Origin of the sequence: Mycobacterium heidelbergense, from assembly GCF_010730745.1 — a bacterium.
GTDB lineage: Bacteria > Actinomycetota > Actinomycetes > Mycobacteriales > Mycobacteriaceae > Mycobacterium > Mycobacterium heidelbergense.
In genome coordinates this window covers 261529-279974 of record NZ_AP022615.1, presented here as the reverse complement: position 1 = coordinate 279974, position 18446 = coordinate 261529, and the positions used below count along the sequence as shown (strand labels likewise).

The window sequence follows — 18446 nt, the reverse complement described above, 5'->3', positions numbered from 1 at the left end:
CCCGCCGTAGGCTTGCCGCGGCGAACGGCCGAACGACCGGTATTCTCGGCGCGTGTCGATCCGCAGCCGCACGTTGACCGCCGCCCAGGCCCGGCGCTTAGCCGTTGCGGCACAAGGGTTTAGCGAGCCGCGGCCCGGCGGCCCGATCACCCGCGCGCACCTGAAGAGCCTGATCTCGAGAATCCAAGTGCTGCAATTGGATTCGGTGTCGGTGGCGGTGCGCGCCCACTACGCGCCGGTGTTCAGCCGGCTCGGTCCCTACGACCGCGACGTGCTGGACCGCGCCGCCTGGTCGCATTCGGCGCGCTCGTCTCGGCTGCTGGTCGAGTACTGGGCGCACGAGGCCGCGCTGATGGCCGTCGACGACTGGCCGCTGCTGCGCTGGCGGATGCGCCAGTACACCCACGGCCGCTGGGGCACCCACATCGTCAGGGCCAACCCGCAGCTCGCCGACAAGATCGTCGCCGCCGTCGCCGAACTCGGGCCCAGCACCGCCGGGCAGATCGAGGCGCACCTGGCCGCCGAGCCGCGCGGGCCGAGGGGAAGCTGGTGGGGCAGCCGCAGCGACACCAAGTGGGTCGCGGAGGCGCTGTTCGCCTCCGGCGTGCTCACCACCGCCACTCGGGTGGGCTTCGCCCGCCACTACGACCTGGTGGAAAGGGTGCTGCCGCCGCGCGTGCTGGCCCGCGAGGTCGACGACGACGAGGCCGTCCGCGAGCTCACGCTGCGGGCCGCCGGCGCGCTGGGCGTGGGCACCGAGGCCGACCTCCGCGACTACTTCCGGCTGTCGGCCCGGCAGGTCAAGCCGGCCCTCGCCGACCTGCTGGCCGGCGGGGAGATCGAGCGGGTCGACGTCGACGGGTGGTCCGCGCCGGCGTACCTGCGGGCCGGCCGGACGGTGCCGCGCCGGGACCGCGGCACGGCGCTGCTGTGCCCGTTCGACCCGCTGATCTTCTTCCGGCCCCGCGTCGAGCGGCTGTTCGGCTTTCATTACCGCATCGAGATCTATACCCCCGCGGCCAAGCGGCAGTACGGCTACTACGTGTGGCCGCTGCTGCTAAACGGCGAGCTGGTCGCGCGGGTCGACCTCAAGGCCGACCGGGCGTCCGACTCGCTGCGGGTGGTCGGCGCGTTCGGGGAGCCGGACCAGCCGAAAGTGCGCGTGGCCGCGGCGCTGGCCGGCGAGCTGGAGTCCATGGCGTCGTGGCTGGGCCTGGGCGGGGTCAGCGTGTCCGGCCGGGGCGATCTGGCCGCCGACCTGCGCGCGGCCGCCAAGCGGGCCGGCCGATGACCGCGTCCCAGGAGCTCAAGGCGACGCTGTGGAAGGCGGCCGAGAAGCTGCGTGGTTCGCTGTCGGCGAGCCAATACAAGGACGTGATCCTGGGGCTGGTGTTCCTCAAGCACGTCTCCGAGAAGCACTGGAAACCTTTGGCGGACAACGCAAAAGCCTCGAACATCGGCCGGCTCGTCGACGACGCGATGGGCGCCGTGATGGCGGCCAACCCCGCGCTGGCCGGGATGCTGCCGCGGCTGTACGAAAACCTGGACCGGCGCCGGCTTGGCGAGCTCATAGAGCTGCTCGACGGCGCGCGATTCGGGCGGGACGGCCGTCGCGCGCGCGACCTGATGGGCGAGGTGTACGAGTACTTCCTGGGCAATTTCGCCCGCGCGGAGGGGCGGCGGGGCGGCGAATTCTTCACCCCGCCCAGCGTCGTGCGGGTGATCGTCGAGGTCCTCGAACCGTCGAGCGGGCGGGTGTACGACCCGTGCTGCGGTTCGGGCGGAATGTTCATCCGGACCGAGCAGTTCGTCGCCGAGCGCGAGGGCGACCCGGCCAAGGTCGCGGTCTACGGCCAGGAGAGCGTCGAGCAGACCTGGCGGATGGCGAAGATGAACCTCGCCGTGCACGGCATTGACGGCGCGGGCCTGGGCGCGCGGTGGGGCGACACGTTCGCCGGCGACCAGCACGCCGGCGTGCAGATGGACTACGTGATGGCCAATCCGCCGTTCAACATCAAGGATTGGGCCCGCGACGAACGAGACCCGCGCTGGCGCTTCGGCGTTCCGCCGGCCACCAACGCGAACTTCGCCTGGATTCAGCACATCCTGTCCAAGCTGGCCCTGGGCGGCAAGGCCGGCGTGGTGATGGCCAACGGATCGATGTCGTCGAATACGCTGGGGGAAGGCGACATTCGGGCGCGGATCGTGGAGGCCGACCTGGTGTCGTGCATGGTCGCGCTGCCCGGACAGCTGTTTCGCAGCACGTCGATCCCGGTGTGCCTGTGGTTCTTCGCGAGGGACAAGGGGCACCGGTCGCGGCAGGTGCTGTTCATCGACGCCCGCGGGCTGGGATACCTGGCGGGCCGCGCGGAGCGCGCGCTGACGAGCGAGGAGGTCATCCGCATCGGCGACACCTATCACGCGTGGTGCGGATCGGAGTCGTCCGCCGCCAAAGGCCTGACCTACCAAGATGTTCCGGGGTTCTGCACGTCCGCCACGCTGGACGACATCAGGGCCGCAGGTTACACGCTGACCCCGGGGCGGTACGTGGGCGCGCCCGCCGCCGCCGACGACGGGGAACCGGTCGACGAGAGGATCGCCCGGTTGACCAAGGACCTGCTGGCGGCCCTGGACGAATCCGCGCGACTGGACGCAGTGGTGCGCGAGCAGGTGGAGCGCCTGCGGTGAAGGCACGGCTGGGCGAGTACCTGGACTTCAGCAGCGGAACCAGCCCGCCGCACCGGGCGTCGGGCGGGCGCTTTCGCGTCTACGGCGCCAATGGCGCAATCGGGTATGCGGCGGAGCGCAACGCGAGCGGGCCTCTCATCGTCCTCGGCCGCGTCGGATCGTATTGCGGCAGCGTGCGGTATTGCGATTCCGACGTGTGGGTCACCGAGAACGCACTGGTGTGCCGGGCCAAGGATCCGCGCGAGACGCGATATTGGTACTACGCGCTGCACACCTGCGGGCTGGGCGATCACCGCGCCGGATCCGGGCAGCCCCTGCTCAATCAGAGGATTCTCCGCGACATTTCGGTTCGCGCCGTCGCGGCGCCCGAACGGGTGCGGATCGCCGAGGTGCTCGGCGCCCTCGACGACAAGATCGCCGCCAACGACCGCGTGATCGCGGCCGCCGAGAGCCTGATGGTCGCCATCGCCGAGTCGGTCGCCGAGTACGCGCCGCTGTCCAGCCTGGCGAGCCGGTCGGCGGCATTTGTTAGCCCGGACCAATTCGACGACGTCGTCGCGCACTTCAGCCTTCCGGCGTTCGACGACGGGGCCAGGCCCCGGCCGGTCGCCGCCGGATCCGTGCGGAGCGGCAAGTTCCTGTTGTCGCGGCCGTGCGTCCTGGTCGCGAAGCTGAATCCCAGAATCCCGCGGATCTGGAACGTGGTGGCCCTGCCGTCGCACATGGCGTTGGCCAGCACGGAATTCGTCGTGCTCGCGCCCGTCGGCGTCGACACGTCGGCGCTGTGGTCGGCGCTGCGGCAGCCCGATGTCGCAGCGACCTTGCGGCAGCGGGCCGGCGGGACCTCGGGCAGTCATCAGCGGATCCGGCCGCGGGACCTCCTCGAGGTCCGGGTGCGCGACGTCCGGCGTCTGGCCCCGGCGGCGGCGCGGACCATCACCGGCCTGGGTGCCCTGTGCCACGCGCGGCGGGAAGAAAGCGCGCGGTTGTCCGCGCTCCGCGACGCCCTGATCCCGCCGCTCACGTCGGGCAAGGTCCGTATATAACGCGGCCTTTCACCAAAACCGCGCTCGGGACGCCCGAAGATCCAGAACGCAAAGTGACAGCATCGACTTCACGAGTGAGCGTCGCCGTGAACTCTTTCGGACTACCCGATGAAGGTTGGAATTGGTGCGCTATGCCAGCGCTACAGCGCTAAACTAGCGCAGTGGCGACGATACAGATCCGGGAAATCCCCGAAGATGCGTACGAGGTGATCCGTAAGCGCGCCCGCGTCGCGGGGCGCTCCATCCAGTCCTATATGCGTGATTGGGTGATCGACTTCGCGAGCCGGTCCACTGCGGAAGAGGCGTTGGCGGCCATGGAGGCCGCGCGTGAGGAAAGCGCCAAACCGGGGGCGACGACGGAATCCATCCTCGCGGATCTGGCCGCAGACCGGCGGTGAGCGACTACGTTATCGATGCGTCCGCCCTCGTGCTGGCCTTGGTCGGCAAGACTGACGCCGCCGATGCACTCCGGGCACGGTTGCCCGAAATGCGGCGGCACGCACCGCATTTGATCGACGCTGAGGTCGGCAACGTGCTGCGCCGCCACGAGCAGGCAGGACATATCGGCACCAGGGAAGCCGATACCGCGCTGCGCGTCGCCGGCTTGCTCATCGACGATCGCTATCCACACGTGGGAGCGCTCGCCCGACGAGCGTGGAGCCTGCGGCACAACTTCAGTTTCTACGACGCGCTCTATGTGGCCCTGGCCAGTCACCTTGACGTTCCACTGCTGACCGCGGACACGCGCCTTAGCCGCGCACCGGGGCTGGCCTGCCGGGCCGAACTCGTCTGATGGCACGCCGCGCGCCGTCGCCGGGGCTAAGGTGAGCGCCGTGGCCGAGACCGCGCCGCTGCGCGTGCAACTGATCGCCAGGACCGAGTTCCTGGCGCCGCCGGACGTGCCGTGGACCACCGACGCCGACGGGGGCCCCGCGCTGGTCGAGTTCGCCGGCCGGGCCTGCTATCAGAGCTGGTCCAAGCCCAACCCCAAGACCGCCACCAACGCGGGCTATATCGAGCACATCATCGACGTCGGGCACTTCTCGGTGCTCGAGCACGCGAGCGTGTCGTTCTACATCACCGGCATCTCGCGGTCGTGCACGCACGAGCTGATCCGGCATCGGCATTTTTCCTACTCGCAGCTGTCGCAACGCTATGTGCCGGAGGGGGACTCGCGGGTCGTCATCCCGCCGGGCATGGACGACGACCCCGAGCTGCGGCGGATCCTGGTCGCGGCGGCCGACGCCAGCCGCGCCACCTACACCGAGCTGCTGGCCAGGCTGGAGGCCAAGTTCGCCGGTGAGCCCAGCGCGGTGTTGAGGCGCAAGCAGGCGCGGCAGGCCGCCCGGGCGGTGCTGCCCAACGCGACGGAGACCCGCATCGTCGTGACCGGCAACTACCGCGCGTGGCGGCACTTCGTCGCGATGCGGGCCAGCGAGCACGCCGACGTGGAGATCCGGCGGCTGGCCATCGAGTGCCTGCGCCAGCTCGTCGGCGTGGCGCCCGCGGTGTTCGCCGACTTCGAGGTGTCCACCCTGGCCGACGGCACCGAGGTCGCGACCAGCCCGCTGGCCACCGAGGCCTGACCCGCGCCAGGCGCGCCCCGCGGGCGTGCCCCGCGCCACCGCGAGAGTGCGCAGATGTACAGCCCACGCGGCGTGTCCCCGCACAAACACGCACGCTCGCGGTGGTGGTGAGGGGGCTTGGGGGCGCCAGGTAACCTGAACGTCGTGAGCACCGTCGGATTCGACGCCCCCGCACGGTTGGGAACCCTGCTGACCGCGATGGTGACACCGTTCGGCGCCGACGGCTCCCTGGACACGGCCGCCGCGGCGCGGCTGGCCAACCACCTGGTGGACGCGGGATGCGACGGCCTGGTGGTGTCGGGAACCACCGGCGAGTCGCCGACCACCACCGACGACGAGAAACGCGAGCTGCTGCGCGTCGTGCTGGAGGCCGTGGGTGACCGGGCCCGCGTCGTCGCCGGCGCGGGCACCTACGACACCGCCCACAGCGTCCGGCTGGCCAGGGCCTGCGCGGCCGAGGGCGCGCACGGGCTCCTGGTGGTCACGCCGTACTACTCGAAGCCGCCGCAGAGCGGGCTGATCGCGCACTTCACCGCCGTCGCCGACGCCACGGAGCTGCCGGTGCTGCTCTACGACATCCCGCCGCGCTCGGTGATCCCGATCCTGCCCGAGACCATCCACGCGCTGGCCGCCCACCCGAACATCGTCGGCATCAAGGACGCCAAGGGCGACCTGCACGGCGGCGGCCAGATCATCGCCGAGACCGGGCTGGCCTACTACTCCGGCGACGATGCGCTGAACCTGCCCTGGCTGGCGATGGGCGCCACCGGCTTCATCAGCGTGATCGCCCACGCCGCCGCGGGTCAGCTGCGAGAGTTGTTGTCCGCCTTCGGCTCCGGGGACGTCTCCACCGCGCGCAAGATCAACGTCAACCTCGCCCCGCTGTGCAACGCGATGGCCCGCCTGGGCGGGGTGACGATGTCCAAGGCGGGCCTGCGCCTGCAGGGCATCGACGTCGGTGATCCCCGGCTGCCGCAGATGCCGGCGACGCCCGAGCAGGTCGACGCGTTGGCCGCCGACATGCGCGCGGCGTCGGTGCTCCGGTGAGCTGCACGTGGATGTAGACCTCACCCCACCAGGTCCGCTGACCGCGGGTGGGTTGCGGGTCACCGCGCTGGGCGGCATCAGCGAAATCGGCCGCAACATGACGGTTTTCGAGCACCTGGGCCGACTGCTGATCATCGACTGCGGGGTGATGTTCCCCACCCACGACGAGCCCGGCGTCGACCTGATCCTGCCGGACCTGCGCCACATCGAGGATCGGCTCGACGACGTCGAGGCGCTGGTGCTGACCCACGCGCACGAGGACCACATCGGGGCGATCCCGTTCCTGCTCAGGCTGCGGCCCGACATCCCGGTCGTCGGTTCGAGGTTCACCCTGGCGCTGGTCGCCGCGAAATGCCGCGAGCACCACATCAACCCGGTCTTCGTCCAGGTCGCCGAGGGGCAGCGCAGCACGCACGGCGTGTTCGAGTGCGAGTATTTCGCCGTCAACCACTCCATCCCGGACGCGCTGGCCATCGCGGTCCGCACGGGCGCCGGGACCGTGCTGCACACCGGCGACATCAAGCTCGACCAGCTGCCGCTCGACGGCCGGCCCACCGACCTGCCCGGCATGTCCCGGCTGGGCTCACAATATGGAGCAGGCGTGGACCTGTTCCTGTGCGACTCGACCAACGCCGAGATCCCCGGCGTCGGGCCCTCCGAAAGCGAGGTGGGCCCCACCCTGCACCGGCTGATCCGGGGCGCCGGCGGCCGCGTCATCGTCGCGTGCTTCGCCTCCAACGTGGACCGGGTGCAGCAGATCATCGACGCCGCAGTGGCATTGGGCCGGCGGGTGTCGTTCGTCGGGCGATCCATGGTGCGCAACATGGGCATCGCCCGCGAACTTGGTTTCCTGCGGGTCGACGACGCCGACCTGATCGACATCGCCGCCGCGGAGATGATGGCGCCCGAGCGGGTGGTGCTGATCACCACCGGCACCCAGGGCGAGCCGATGTCGGCGCTGTCGCGGATGTCGCGCGGCGAGCACCGCAGCATCACCCTGACGTCGGAGGACCTGATCATCCTGTCGTCGTCGCTGATACCCGGCAACGAGGAGGCGGTGTACGGGGTCATCGACTCGCTGGCCAGGATCGGGGCCCGCGTCGTCACCAATCAGCAGGTGCGCGTTCACGTTTCGGGTCACGCGTACGCGGGCGAGCTGCTGTTCCTCTACAACGGGGTGCGGCCGCGCAACGTGATGCCGGTGCACGGGACCTGGCGGATGCTGCGCGCCAACGCCAAGCTGGCGGCGCGCGCCGGGGTGCCCGAGGACTCGATCCTGTTGGCGGAGAACGGCGTCAGCGTCGACCTGGTTGCCGGCAAGGCGTCGGTCGCCGGGGCGGTGCCGGTCGGCAAGATGTTCGTCGACGGCCTGATCACCGGCGACGTGGGCGACATCACCCTGGGCGAACGACTCATCCTGTCGTCGGGCTTTATCGCGGCGACCGTGGTGGTCCGGCGGGGCACCGGGCGCCCGGTGGCCGCGCCGCAGCTGCACTCGCGCGGATTCTCCGAGGACCCCAAGGCGCTCGAGCCCGCCGCGCGCAAGATCGAGGCGGAGCTGGAGCAGCTGGCCGCCGCCGACGTCACCGACCCGGTCCGGATCGCCCAGTGCGTGCGCCGCACCGTCGGCAAGTGGGTAGGCGAGACCTATCGCCGGCAGCCGATGATCGTGCCGACGGTCATCGAGGTCTAAATCTTCTCCGCGTAGGCCGACCATTCCAGCTGGGAGGCCTCGAGTTTGCGGCCGGTGGGCTCCACGTAGCGCCGGACGAGGTCGTCGGGACCGGCCTGCTCCACCAGGCGCCAGCCGTACTCGGCGATGAACCCCGCGACCTCGTCGGGCTCCAGGCCGAAGCGCCACAGCTGGTGGCGCTGGCGGACGCTGCGATACAGCGTGCGGGTGCCGTACCGGTTCGTCCCGTCGATGAAGTCCCGGCGGACGTAGGTGAACACCAACCGGCTGCCGGCGGCGGCCGCGCGCAGTCCCTCAAGCGTGCGCCGGACGCCGTCCTCGGTGAGGTATTGGGTCACGCCCTCGCAGATGAAGAAGGCCCGGTAGTCGGTGCGATAGCCGTGCTCGGCCAGCGAGGTGAGCAGGTCGTCGCGCTCGAAGTCCAACGCCACCAACCGAACCGACAGCGGCAGCTCGCCCAGCACCCGCCGGACCGTCTCGGCCTTCCTGGCGACGTTGACCGGCAGGTCCACCTCGAAGACCGGGACGCGGATCCGCCGCGTCAGCAGGTAGGGACGGGTGTCGAAGCCGGCGCCGAGGATCACCACCGCGTCGATGTCGGGCAGCGCCTCGTCGAGCTTGTCGGCGATGAAACGCTTGCGGCAGGCCAGGTTCGCCCACAATCCGGGGCCGGTGTACTCCGACCCGCGGACCATCAGGCGGCGGATCGGCGCCGCGCGGGTCGCGGCGACGAGCCACCGCAGCGGGGCCGGCAGGAAGAGCTCCGCGAGGTCGTCGTCCACCAGGCGCCGCTCGGGTGGCTCGTTCTGTTCGACGGCCGCCAATACCATTGGGCCGAAGGCGGTCTGCGCCACGGGATTTCGTGCCATGAGCCCTACTTGTTCAGATAGCCCGCGTCGACCGGCAGGGTGACGCCGGTGATGTAGCGGGCCTGGTCGGACACCAGCCATGCCACCGCGTTGGCGATGTCATCGGATTGCAGCACCTGCACCGGCAGCGCGTTGCCCATGTCGGGCGGCGAATCGGACTCGGCGACCAGCCGGGCGAGCCACTGCCGGGTGAACTCGTTGTTGATCATCGGGGTGTCGACCCCGGACGGATGTATCGAGTTGACCCGGATGCTGTGTCGGGCAAGCAGATTGGCGTATACCCGCATCAGCCCGACCACCCCGTGCTTGGCGGCGGCATAGCCGATGGAGCCGGCGTCGGCGCTGCCGATGCCGGCCAGCCCCGCGGCCGAACTGATCAGCACGATCGATCCGCCGCTGCCCTGCGAGACCATGGTCGGTATGGCGGCCTCCACGGTGTGGAACACGCCGGTGAGGTTGACGTCGATGACGTCGCGCCAGCCGTCGTCGCTCGATTGCATGGGGGCGATCCCGGCGTTGGCCACCACGATGTCGAGCCGGCCGAACTCGTCCAGGCCCGCCCGCAGCGCCGCCGACAGCGATGCGCGGTCGCGCACGTCGCCCCGCGCCGCCACGATGCGCGAGCCGGTGTCCTCGACGAGCTTGACGGTGGCCGCCAGGTCGTCCGGGGTGGCCAGGGGGTAGGGGACGCTGGCGATCTGCGCGCACAGGTCGACCGCGATGACGCTCGCGCCGTCGGCGGCCAGCCGCACCGCGTGCGCGCGGCCCTGGCCCCGGGCCGCGCCGGTGATGAGCGCGACCTTGCCGTCGAGTGGCCCGGCCATTACGGACGCAGCCGGCCCTTGTCCGGATCGCCCGCGGGGACCGGCTGCAGCATCTTGATGTCCGGCGCCCCGGCCAGGTGCGGGCCGGCCGCCTCGAACAGCTTCCCGATCGCGGGCGCGGTGCTGTGCGTCTTGAGCGCGTCCTCGTCGGCCCATTGCTCGACGAAGACGAAGGTCTCGCCCGTCTGGTGCAGCGAATACAGCTGGCACCCGGGTTCGTCGTGCACCTCTTCGACCGCGCCGGTGAGGATGTCGCGGACGGTGTCGACCGATTCGGGCTTGACGGTCATGGTGGCGACGACGACGACGGGCATGCGAGGCCTCCTGGAAGCTCGGGAAGTGGTGACTTCCGTCACCGGTTGCCACCCTACTCAGGCCCGCCGGCCGCATCGCCCACGAGGGAGGGCGTTACCAGTGTGGCGGGTGGTAAAGATGATGCTTTTGCGACTACCCTTGCCGTCATGGCTAGCAAGACCGTCGCGCGCCCCGGATCCCGAACGAGCAGGTCAAAGGCCCGGCCCCGCGGCGCGCGGCAGGCGGCACCCGGCAGAAGGGCGAGCAGGCCCGCCAAACGGCGCAACCGGTCGCTGCTGGTCGCCGCCGGGCTCACCTGCGGCCGGGCCATGCGCGCCACCTGGATGATGGCGGCACGGGGCACCGGCGGCGCGGCCCGGTCGATCGGGCGGGCCCGCGACATCGAGCCCGGGCACCGCCGCGACGGGATCGCGCTGGTCCTGCTCGGGCTGTCCGTCGTGGTCGCCGCCAGCTCGTGGTTCGACGCCGCGCGACCGGTGGGCGCGTGGGTCGACACGGTGTTGCGGACGCTCATCGGTTCGGCCGTCCTGGCGCTCCCGCTGGTCACCGCCGCGGTGGCGGTGGCGCTGATGCGGACCCAGCCCAATCCGGATGCGCGGCCCCGGCTGATCCTGGGCGGAAGCCTGATCGCCCTGTCGGTTCTGGGCCTGCGCCACCTGTGGTCGGGTTCGCCGGAAGATCCGGAACTGCGGCGCCGCGCGGCGGGGTTCGTCGGCTTTGCCATCGGGGGGCCGCTGTCGGATGGGTTGACGGCCTGGATCGCCGCGCCGCTGCTGTTCATCGGCGCGCTGTTCGGGCTGCTGTTGCTGACCGGGACCACGATCCGCGAGGTGCCCGACGTCGTGCGCGCCATGTTCGGCACCCGGCTGCTTGGCGACGACGAGGCCGGGTACGGCGAGGATGCGGATCCCGGCGCGCCCGAGGACTTTTCCGACGGCTATTACGACGACGGGCCGCTGCACCCCGATGACGAGGCGCAGGCCTGGCCGACGGCCGACCCCGCCGCGGCCTTGCGTGACAACGAGGACGACATTCCCACCGTGCGGGAGCCGGCCGTCGGGACACGCCGTCGTCGCGGGAAGCAGCAGACCGAGGCGCTGGACCGGGTCGTCGAGGGCCCCTACACGCTGCCGCCGATGAGCCTGCTGGTCGCCGGGGACCCGCCCAAGAAGCGCAGCGCCGCCAACACCGTCATGGCCGACGCCATCGGCGAGGTGCTCACCCAGTTCAAGGTCGACGCCGCCGTCACCGGCTGCACCCGGGGACCCACCGTCACCCGCTACGAGGTGGAGCTGGGCCCCGGCGTCAAGGTGGAGAAGATCACCGCGCTGCAGAAGAACATCGCCTACGCGGTGGCCACCGAGAGCGTGCGCATGCTGGCCCCAATCCCCGGCAAGTCCGCCGTCGGCATCGAGGTGCCCAACACCGACCGGGAGATGGTGCGGCTGGCCGACGTGCTCACCGCGCCCTCGACCCGCCGCGACCACCACCCGCTGGTGATCGGGCTGGGCAAGGACATCGAGGGCGACTTCATCTCGGCCAACCTGGCCAAGATGCCGCACCTGTTGGTCGCGGGCTCCACCGGATCCGGCAAGTCGAGCTTCGTCAACTCCATGCTGATCTCGCTGCTGACGCGGGCCACCCCGGAGGAGGTCAGGATGATCCTGATCGACCCCAAGATGGTGGAACTGACGCCGTACGAGGGCATTCCGCACCTGATCACGCCGATCATCACCCAGCCGAAGAAGGCGGCGGCCGCGCTGGCGTGGCTGGTCGAGGAGATGGAGCAGCGCTACCAGGACATGCAGGCCTCCCGGGTGCGCCACATCGACGACTTCAACGCCAAGGTGCGCTCCGGGGCGATCACGGCGCCGCTGGGCAGCCAGCGCGAGTACCGGCCGTACCCCTACGTCGTGGCGATCGTCGACGAGCTGGCCGACCTGATGATGACCGCGCCGCGCGACGTCGAGGACGCGATCGTGCGGATCACCCAGAAGGCCCGCGCCGCCGGCATTCACCTGGTGCTGGCCACCCAGCGCCCGTCGGTCGACGTGGTGACCGGGCTGATCAAGACGAACGTGCCGTCCCGGCTGGCGTTCGCCACGTCGTCGCTCACCGACTCCCGGGTGATCCTGGACCAGCAGGGCGCCGAGAAGCTGATCGGGATGGGCGACGGCCTGTTCCTGCCGATGGGCACGAACAAGCCGGTGCGACTGCAGGGGGCCTACATCACCGACGACGAGATCCACGCCGTCGTCACCGCCTGCAAGGACCAGGCCGAACCCGAATACACCGAGGGCGTCACCACCGCCAAGCCCACCGGCGAACGCGCCGACGTCGACCCCGACATCGGCGACGACATGGACCTGTTCCTGCAGGCCGTGGAGCTGGTGGTGTCCAGCCAGTTCGGCTCCACGTCGATGCTGCAGCGCAAGCTGCGGGTCGGGTTCGCCAAGGCCGGCCGGCTGATGGACCTGATGGAGACCCGCGGCATCGTCGGGCCTAGCGAGGGATCCAAGGCGCGCGACGTGCTGGTCAAGCCCGACGAGCTGGCCGCGACCCTGGCCGCGATCCGCGGCCTGGACTCCGGCGACGGCGCGGACGAGTAGCCCGGCGAGCAGACACAGAATCGCATTGCTCGGGCCTCGCGAATGCGAGTCTGTGTCTGCTCGCGGGCCTAAAGCGGCCTAAAGCACCAGCAGCATGCGGGAGTTGCCCAGGATGTTGGGCTTGACGTAGCTCAGATCCAGGAATTCGGCGACGCCGATGTCGTAGGAGCGGCACATCTCCTCGTACACCTCGGCGGTGACGGGCGTGCCCTCGATCTCGGTGAACCCGTGCTTGCCGAAGAACTCCGTCTCGAAGGTCAACACGAACAGCCGCCGCAGCTGCAGCTCGCGGGCGACCTCCAGCAGCCGGTCGACGATCGCGTGGCCGATGCCGTGGCCGGTCGTCGCCGGGTCGACCGCGACGGTGCGGACCTCGCCGAGGTCGGCCCACAACACGTGCAGCGCCCCGCAGCCGACCACCCTGCCGTGAAGCTCGGCCACCCAGAATTCCTGGACGGCCTCGTACAGCGTCACGAGGTTCTTTTCCAGCAGGATGCGTCCCGCGTACGTGTCGACGAGCTGTTTGATCGCGGGGACGTCGGACGTTCGCGCGCGCCGGACCACCGGCCGGTGGTCCCGGGAGCTTTCGGTCACGGGTAACAGTATCGGCGACGGGGATGGGCTCGCTGGTCAACCGTTATTCTGATGCCGTGTCGGGGCAGCCTCAAACGGGACCGCTAACGGGATCGCCGGGCCGCGCCCGCATCGCCAACCTCGCCAACATCCTGACCCTGTTGCGGCTGGTGTTGGTCCCGATCTTCCTGCTCGCCCTGTTCACCGCGGACGGCCACCAAATCGTCGGCCGCATAGTGGCTTTCGTGATTTTCGCCGTCGCCTGCCTCACCGACCGGTTCGACGGTCTGCTGGCCCGCAATTACGGGATGGCGACCGAATTCGGCGCGTTCGTCGATCCGGTCGCGGACAAGGCGCTGATCGGGTCGGCGCTGATCGGCCTGTCGATGCTGGGGGACCTGCCCTGGTGGGTGACCGTGGTGATCATGACCCGCGAGCTGGCGGTCACGCTGTTGCGGTTGGCGGTGATACGCCGCGGCGTCATTCCCGCCAGTTGGGGCGGCAAGCTCAAGACCGTCGTCCAGGCGCTGGCGATCGGGCTGTTCGTGCTGCCGCTGTCGGGGCCGTTTCGGGTGGTGGCCTCCGTCGTGATGGGGGTCGCGATCGTGCTCACCGTGGTCACCGGCATCGACTATGTGGCCGGCACGATCAGGACGGTCCGGGAAGCACGCCAGACGGGCGGCTGACCGGGGAACCATCGGCACCGCCGCCGGCGTTCACCTAAGTGAGTGCCTGCTGAGCGGGGCCGATCGGACGAAGGAGGGCGGGATGCCGCCATTGATGCGCGAGGTCATCGGCGACGTGTTGCGCCGGGTCCGGACGACACAGGGCCGGACGCTGCGCGAGGTGTCGGATTCGGCGCGGGTGAGCCTCGGGTATCTGTCGGAGGTGGAGCGCGGCCGCAAGGAGCCTTCCAGCGAGCTGCTCAACGCGATCTGCGACGCGCTGGAGATGCCGCTGTCGGAGGTGCTGACGGGCGCGGGCGAGCGGATGGCCAGCGAGGAACGCAGGGCGAGCGGGGCCACGATCGACGCCGGCACCAAGGTCGTCATTCCGCCGGTGGCGTCGCTGGCGGTGGCCTGAGTGCTCCGCACCGCTCCCGCGCGCCGGGCGGTCGGATCGTGCGCAGGGGTGGGGCGATCGGCGCCGACCCGATAAATTGAGCGGCAGGGCGCTTGCCCGACAGACCAGAAGCGAAGGTGGAGCTAACCGATGGCCAACCCGTTCGTCAAGGCGTGGAAATACCTGATGGCGCTGTTCAACGCGAGGATCGACGAGCACGCCGACCCGAAGGTGCAGATCCAGCAGGCCATCGAGGAAGCGCAGCGCCAGCACCAGGCGCTGACCCAGCAGGCGGCGCAGGTGATCGGCAACCAGCGCCAGCTGGAGATGCGGCTCAACCGGCAGCTGGCGGACATCGAGAAGCTGCAGGTCAACGTGCGTCAGGCGGTGACGCTGGCCGACCAGGCCACCGCCGCCGGTGACGCGGCCAAGGCCACCGAGTACAACAACGCCGCCGAGGCGTTCGCGGCCCAGCTGGTGACCGCCGAGCAGAGCGTCGAGGACCTCAAGACGCTGCACGACCAGGCGCTGTCCGCGGCGGCCCAGGCCAAGAAGGCCGTCGAACAGAACGCGATGGTGCTGCAGCAGAAGGTCGCGGAGCGCACCAAGCTGCTCAGCCAGCTCGAGCAGGCCAAGATGCAGGAACAGGTCAGCGCGTCGCTGCGGTCGATGAGCGAGATCGCCGCCCCGGGCACCACCCCGAGCCTCGACGAGGTGCGCGACAAGATCGAACGCCGCTACGCCAACGCGATCGGCGCGGCCGAACTCGCCCAGGGCTCCGTGCAGGGCCGCATGCTCGAGGTCGAGCAGGCCGGCATCCAGATGGCCGGCCATTCCCGGCTGGAGCAGATCCGCGCGTCGATGCGTGGCGAGGCCCTTCCGGCGGGCGGGACGGCGGTCGCGCCCGGGGCCACCCCGGCGCCGGCCGAGACCACCGGCGGGCAGGTTGCCGAGAAGCCCCTTGGCCAGTAACGCGGCGGATTGTCTGCGATGGCGGTGAAAGCGACCGAGCGCGGGCCCTGGCGCGCGCTGGTGCAGCGCGGGTGGGACACCGCCGCCGACCTTTTCGACGCGGTGGCCCACAAGGTCAGCGCGGCCACGGATCCGCGGGCGCGGCTGCTGCGCCGTCGGCGCCGGGCGTTGCGGTGGGGCCTGATTTTCGCCGTCGGCTGCCTGTTTTGGATCGCGGTGACGGCGGTGCTGGCGGCGTGGGGCTGGTTCGCGCTGCTGCTGGAGGTGACCGGCGCCGTCGCGGTCGTGCTGGCGATCCCGGCGACGCTGCTGTTACTCCGCTACCGCTGGCTGCGCTCGGAGCCGCTGCCGACACAGCGGCCCGCCAACACCCGCCGGCTGCCCCCGCCGGGCTCGGCCGCCCGGCCGGCGATGTACGCGCTGGGCGCCTCCGAACGCGGGTTCTCCTCGCTGCTGGGGGTGATGGAGCGGGGCTCCATGCTGCCGACGGCCGAAATCCGCGACCTGACCGACGCGGCCAACAAGACCTCCGCGGCCATGGTGGCCACCGCCGCCGAGGTGGTGTCGATGGAGCGGGCGGCGCAGCATGCGGAGTCGTCGCGGCCGTATCTGGTGCCCACCATCAACGCGTTCACCGCGCAGTTGAGCGCCGGCGTTCGTCAGTACAACGAAATGGTCACCGCCGCAGCGCAATTGGTGTCCTCGGCCAACGGCGACACGGGAGCCGGGCTGGCGGCCGCGCAGCAGCGTTACCGCACCGAGCTGACCGGCGCCACCGATCGCCTGCTCGGCTGGGCGCAGGCGTTCGACGAACTGGGCGGAATGCCCCGGCGCTAATCCTCCGGGCGCGGGCCGTAGCGTTCGATGTACGCCTGGTGGATGTGGGCGTCGCGCTTGCGGGCGAGCTCGTCGACGAGGTCGGGGTCCAGGCCGTGCACGGACAGCATGTGACGGCGCCACACCTTGTTGAGCGCGTGGGAGAAGTAGACGAACGGAATGAGGATCGGCAGCGTCATGCTCAGGTGGACGACCAGCGTCGTCGGGATCAGCCAGAACGGGGCCAGCACCAGCACGGCCGGAACCGCGACGCGCACCATCATCCGGCGCGCGGCGCCCTTGCCGGTCAGGTCGTCGCGCACCCAATCCCGCATCGAGTCGGGCAGCCGCGCCCCGGCGCAATACCGGATGAATTGCCACGGGTTCGGTGTGGTTCGAGCCGTGTCGCCGCTCATGCCGTCGCCCCGGGGCTAGAACGTCGCTTTGAGCGACGGCAGCGCCAGCGCCGCAACGCCACGCAGGGTCGCCTTGAACATGTCGAAGAAGTCGAAGTAGTCGCGCCACAGGGTGATTCGCCCGTCGTGGACCTCGAACACGCCGCAGACCCAGAACTGCAGCCGCAGCGGGCCGAAGATCAGCGCGTCGGTGCGCTCGGTGAGCACCGCGGCGCCGTCGGCGGCGATGCGGTGGATCTTCACCTCGAAGGCCGCGCGGCCCTCCATCCGGCGGAAGAGCTTGATCGCTTTGCGGCCGCCGCGGATCGTCGGCAGCCCGACGTTCTCGTAGACGAGGTCGTCGTCCAATGCCGCTTCCGCGGTTTCGAAGTCGTCGTCCTGCAGGGCGTTCAGAAAATTCTCGACCGTGCGGGTGTTCGCAACGGCTGTTCCAGTCACCTCGGTCATGGTTGCCAGCGTAGGCCAGCCCGGCGGCCCGGCGCTGTGGCAGGGTGGGGCCGGTGCGCGTCGCCGTGGTCGCCGGGCCGGATCCCGGACACTCGTTTCCCGCGATTGCGCTGTGCCAACGCTTCGCCGAGGCGGGCGACGAGCCGACGCTGTTCACCGGCGGGGAATGGATCGGCGCCGCCCGCGCCGCCGGCATTGCCGCCGCCGAGCTGGACGGGCTGGTGGCCACCGACGACGACGTCGACGCCGGGGCCAGGATCCACCGGCGCGCGGCGCGGATGGCCGTGCTCAACGTGCCGGCGCTGCGCGACCTGGCGCCCGACCTGGTGGTCTCCGACGTCATCACCGCGGGCGGCGGGATGGCCGCCGAGTTGTTGGGGATCCCGTGGATCGAGCTCAGCCCGCACCCGCTGTACCTGCCCTCGAAGGGGCTGCCGCCGATCGGCAGTGGGCTGGCGGCGGGCATCGGCATCCGCGGCCGGGTGCGCGACGCCGTGATGCGGGCGCTGACGACGCGGTCGTGGCGCGCCGGCCTGCGGCAGCGCGCGGGCGCGCGGGTCGAGATCGGGCTGCCCGCGCGGGACCCCGGTCCGCTGCGGCGGCTGATCGCGACGCTGCCCGCCCTCGAGGTTCCCCGTCCGGACTGGCCGGCCGAGGCCGTCGTCGTGGGGCCGTTGCATTTCGAGCCGACGGATCGGGTGCTGGAGGTTCCGCCCGGCCCCGGGCCGGTGGTGGTGGTCGCGCCGTCGACCGCGCTGACCGGGACCTCGGGGTTGGCCGAGGTCGCGCTGGAATGCCTGATACCCGGCGAGACGCTGCCGGCGGGGGCGCGCCTGGTGGTGTCGCGGCTGGGCGGGGCGGAGCTGGCGGTGCCGCCGTGGGCGGTGGTCGGCCTGGGGCGGCAATCCGAGTTGTTGACGCGCGCCGACCTGGTGATCTGCGGCGGCGGTCACGGCATGGTGGCCAAGGCGCTGCTGGCCGGGGTGCCGCTGGTGGTGGTCCCCGGCGGCGGGGACCAGTGGGAGATGGCCAACCGGGTGGCACGGCAGGGGAGCGCCCGGCTGATCCGGCCGCTGACCGCCGACGCGCTGGTGACCGCGGTCGGCGAGGTGCTGTCGTCGCCCGGCTATCGGGAGGCCGCGCAGGTGGCCGCCGCGAGCGTCGCCGGGGTCGCCGACCCGGTGCGGGTGTGCCACGAGGCGCTGGCTCTGGCGGGGTGATTCGCTCGGTATGTTGGCGGGCGTGCGGCTGACGGAGTTCAACGAGCGGGTCGTCCTGCGGTTCGGCACCGCCTACGGCGCGTCGGTGCTGGTCGACCATGTGCTCAGCGGCTTCGGCGGCCGGACCGCCGCCGGGGCGATCGAGGACGGCATCGAGCCACGCGAGGTCTGGCGGGCGTTGTGCGTCGACTTCGACGTGCCGCGCGACCAGTGGTGAGCGTCGCTCGGGTCCTTCGGTGTGCGCCGGTGGCGTTGGGTGTGCA

Annotated in this window: 21 protein-coding genes; 15 read left to right on the top strand and 6 right to left on the bottom strand. The window is 70.8% G+C overall.

The annotated features are described in order from the left end of the window. Nucleotides 1-52 precede the first annotated feature (52 nt). From G6N25_RS01385 to G6N25_RS01350, 8 genes are all read left to right on the top strand, one after another. Nucleotides 53-1291, top strand: a complete 1239-nt coding sequence (locus G6N25_RS01385) for a winged helix-turn-helix domain-containing protein (RefSeq protein WP_372506687.1) — start codon at nt 53-55, stop codon at nt 1289-1291. Further along, a complete protein-coding gene (locus tag G6N25_RS01380; RefSeq protein WP_083072717.1) occupies nt 1288-2688 on the top strand; it encodes a class I SAM-dependent DNA methyltransferase in 1401 nt (466 codons plus the stop codon). The genes G6N25_RS01385 and G6N25_RS01380 overlap by 4 nt, the downstream gene beginning before the upstream one ends. After that, complete coding sequence (locus G6N25_RS01375; protein ID WP_083072716.1) at nt 2685-3734, top strand: restriction endonuclease subunit S; 1050 nt, start codon at nt 2685-2687, stop codon at nt 3732-3734. The genes G6N25_RS01380 and G6N25_RS01375 overlap by 4 nt, the downstream gene beginning before the upstream one ends. Nucleotides 3735-3895: 161 nt before the next feature. Further along, a complete protein-coding gene (locus G6N25_RS01370) occupies nt 3896-4132 on the top strand; it encodes a FitA-like ribbon-helix-helix domain-containing protein (RefSeq protein WP_083072715.1) in 237 nt (78 codons plus the stop codon). Next, entirely contained in the window at nt 4129-4527 is a 399-nt protein-coding gene (locus G6N25_RS01365; protein WP_083072714.1) for a type II toxin-antitoxin system VapC family toxin, read from the top strand. The genes G6N25_RS01370 and G6N25_RS01365 overlap by 4 nt, the downstream gene beginning before the upstream one ends. A 40-nt stretch (nt 4528-4567) precedes the next feature. Further along, nucleotides 4568-5320: an FAD-dependent thymidylate synthase gene (gene thyX / locus G6N25_RS01360; protein ID WP_083072875.1), complete on the top strand. Its 753-nt coding sequence runs from the start codon at nt 4568-4570 to the stop codon at nt 5318-5320. Between the two features lie 144 nt (nt 5321-5464). Next, nucleotides 5465-6367 (top strand): 4-hydroxy-tetrahydrodipicolinate synthase, encoded by a 903-nt coding sequence (gene dapA / locus G6N25_RS01355; protein ID WP_083072713.1) that lies wholly within the window; start codon nt 5465-5467, stop codon nt 6365-6367. A gap of 7 nt (nt 6368-6374) precedes the next feature. After that, the gene (locus tag G6N25_RS01350) at nt 6375-8060 is read left to right on the top strand and encodes a ribonuclease J (protein ID WP_083072712.1); all 1686 of its coding nucleotides are present in this window, start codon (nt 6375-6377) and stop codon (nt 8058-8060) included. Here the strand turns inward: G6N25_RS01350 and G6N25_RS01345 are convergent. Genes G6N25_RS01345 through G6N25_RS01335 form a run of 3 tightly spaced genes read right to left on the bottom strand, consistent with a single transcriptional unit; the run spans nt 8057 to nt 10067 of the window. Continuing rightward, nucleotides 8057-8929 (bottom strand): SAM-dependent methyltransferase, encoded by an 873-nt coding sequence (locus tag G6N25_RS01345; RefSeq protein ID WP_083072711.1) that lies wholly within the window; start codon nt 8927-8929, stop codon nt 8057-8059. The genes G6N25_RS01350 and G6N25_RS01345 overlap by 4 nt on opposite strands. A 5-nt stretch (nt 8930-8934) precedes the next feature. Next, a complete protein-coding gene (locus G6N25_RS01340; RefSeq protein WP_083072710.1) occupies nt 8935-9753 on the bottom strand; it encodes a mycofactocin-coupled SDR family oxidoreductase in 819 nt (272 codons plus the stop codon). Further along, the gene (locus G6N25_RS01335) at nt 9753-10067 is read right to left on the bottom strand and encodes a putative quinol monooxygenase (RefSeq protein WP_083072709.1); all 315 of its coding nucleotides are present in this window, start codon (nt 10065-10067) and stop codon (nt 9753-9755) included. The genes G6N25_RS01340 and G6N25_RS01335 overlap by 1 nt, the downstream gene beginning before the upstream one ends. Before the next feature lie 147 nt (nt 10068-10214). Between G6N25_RS01335 and G6N25_RS01330 the strand changes: the two genes are divergently transcribed. Next, nucleotides 10215-12677, top strand: a complete 2463-nt coding sequence (locus tag G6N25_RS01330; RefSeq protein ID WP_142272493.1) for an FtsK/SpoIIIE family DNA translocase — start codon at nt 10215-10217, stop codon at nt 12675-12677. A 78-nt stretch (nt 12678-12755) separates the two neighbouring features. Here the strand turns inward: G6N25_RS01330 and G6N25_RS01325 are convergent, their stop codons facing one another. Further along, nucleotides 12756-13271 carry an amino-acid N-acetyltransferase gene (locus G6N25_RS01325; RefSeq protein WP_083072707.1) on the bottom strand — a complete coding sequence of 172 codons (516 nt, stop codon included), beginning with the start codon at nt 13269-13271 and terminating at the stop codon, nt 12756-12758. 56 nt (nt 13272-13327) lie between these two features. On the opposite strand from G6N25_RS01325, the gene pgsA reads away from it, so the two are divergent. From pgsA to pspM, 4 genes are all read left to right on the top strand, one after another. Continuing rightward, a complete protein-coding gene (gene pgsA, locus G6N25_RS01320) occupies nt 13328-13936 on the top strand; it encodes a CDP-diacylglycerol--glycerol-3-phosphate 3-phosphatidyltransferase (protein ID WP_197745666.1) in 609 nt (202 codons plus the stop codon). An 82-nt stretch (nt 13937-14018) separates the two neighbouring features. Next, nucleotides 14019-14333, top strand: a complete 315-nt coding sequence (gene clgR / locus G6N25_RS01315) for a transcriptional regulator ClgR (protein ID WP_083072705.1) — start codon at nt 14019-14021, stop codon at nt 14331-14333. Nucleotides 14334-14462: 129 nt separating this feature from the next. Continuing rightward, nucleotides 14463-15284 (top strand): phage shock protein PspA, encoded by an 822-nt coding sequence (gene pspA / locus G6N25_RS01310; protein ID WP_083072704.1) that lies wholly within the window; start codon nt 14463-14465, stop codon nt 15282-15284. An 18-nt stretch (nt 15285-15302) separates the two neighbouring features. Then, on the top strand, nt 15303-16121 hold the full coding sequence (gene pspM, locus G6N25_RS01305) for a phage shock envelope stress response protein PspM (RefSeq protein WP_083072703.1): 819 nt from the start codon (nt 15303-15305) through the stop codon (nt 16119-16121). On the opposite strand, the gene G6N25_RS01300 is transcribed toward pspM, so the two are convergent. Both G6N25_RS01300 and G6N25_RS01295 read right to left on the bottom strand, forming a co-directional pair. Next, entirely contained in the window at nt 16118-16516 is a 399-nt protein-coding gene (locus G6N25_RS01300) for a DUF5313 domain-containing protein (protein WP_083072702.1), read from the bottom strand. The two genes, pspM and G6N25_RS01300, sit on opposite strands and share 4 nt — an antisense overlap. A 15-nt stretch (nt 16517-16531) precedes the next feature. After that, nucleotides 16532-16963 (bottom strand): limonene-1,2-epoxide hydrolase, encoded by a 432-nt coding sequence (locus G6N25_RS01295; RefSeq protein WP_083072701.1) that lies wholly within the window; start codon nt 16961-16963, stop codon nt 16532-16534. Between the two features lie 53 nt (nt 16964-17016). Between G6N25_RS01295 and G6N25_RS01290 the strand changes: the two genes are divergently transcribed. Both G6N25_RS01290 and G6N25_RS01285 read left to right on the top strand, forming a co-directional pair. Continuing rightward, entirely contained in the window at nt 17017-18183 is a 1167-nt protein-coding gene (locus G6N25_RS01290) for a glycosyltransferase (protein ID WP_083072873.1), read from the top strand. Between the two features lie 22 nt (nt 18184-18205). Continuing rightward, the gene (locus G6N25_RS01285) at nt 18206-18400 is read left to right on the top strand and encodes a DUF3046 domain-containing protein (protein ID WP_408632421.1); all 195 of its coding nucleotides are present in this window, start codon (nt 18206-18208) and stop codon (nt 18398-18400) included. Nucleotides 18401-18446: the final 46 nt, after the last annotated feature.

Excerpts from the sequence above, each read along its gene's own strand:
- G6N25_RS01380 (WP_083072717.1), top strand. The coding sequence starts at position 1,288 with ATGACCGCGTCCCAGGAGCTCAAGGCGACGCTGTGGAAGGCGGCCGAG.
- G6N25_RS01345 (WP_083072711.1), bottom strand. The coding sequence starts at position 8,929 with ATGGCACGAAATCCCGTGGCGCAGACCGCCTTCGGCCCAATGGTATTG.
- G6N25_RS01340 (WP_083072710.1), bottom strand. The coding sequence starts at position 9,753 with ATGGCCGGGCCACTCGACGGCAAGGTCGCGCTCATCACCGGCGCGGCC.
- G6N25_RS01335 (WP_083072709.1), bottom strand. The coding sequence starts at position 10,067 with ATGCCCGTCGTCGTCGTCGCCACCATGACCGTCAAGCCCGAATCGGTC.
- G6N25_RS01330 (WP_142272493.1), top strand. The coding sequence starts at position 10,215 with ATGGCTAGCAAGACCGTCGCGCGCCCCGGATCCCGAACGAGCAGGTCA.
- clgR (WP_083072705.1), top strand. The coding sequence starts at position 14,019 with ATGCCGCCATTGATGCGCGAGGTCATCGGCGACGTGTTGCGCCGGGTC.
- pspA (WP_083072704.1), top strand. The coding sequence starts at position 14,463 with ATGGCCAACCCGTTCGTCAAGGCGTGGAAATACCTGATGGCGCTGTTC.
- pspM (WP_083072703.1), top strand. The coding sequence starts at position 15,303 with ATGGCGGTGAAAGCGACCGAGCGCGGGCCCTGGCGCGCGCTGGTGCAG.
- G6N25_RS01300 (WP_083072702.1), bottom strand. The coding sequence starts at position 16,516 with ATGAGCGGCGACACGGCTCGAACCACACCGAACCCGTGGCAATTCATC.
- G6N25_RS01295 (WP_083072701.1), bottom strand. The coding sequence starts at position 16,963 with ATGACCGAGGTGACTGGAACAGCCGTTGCGAACACCCGCACGGTCGAG.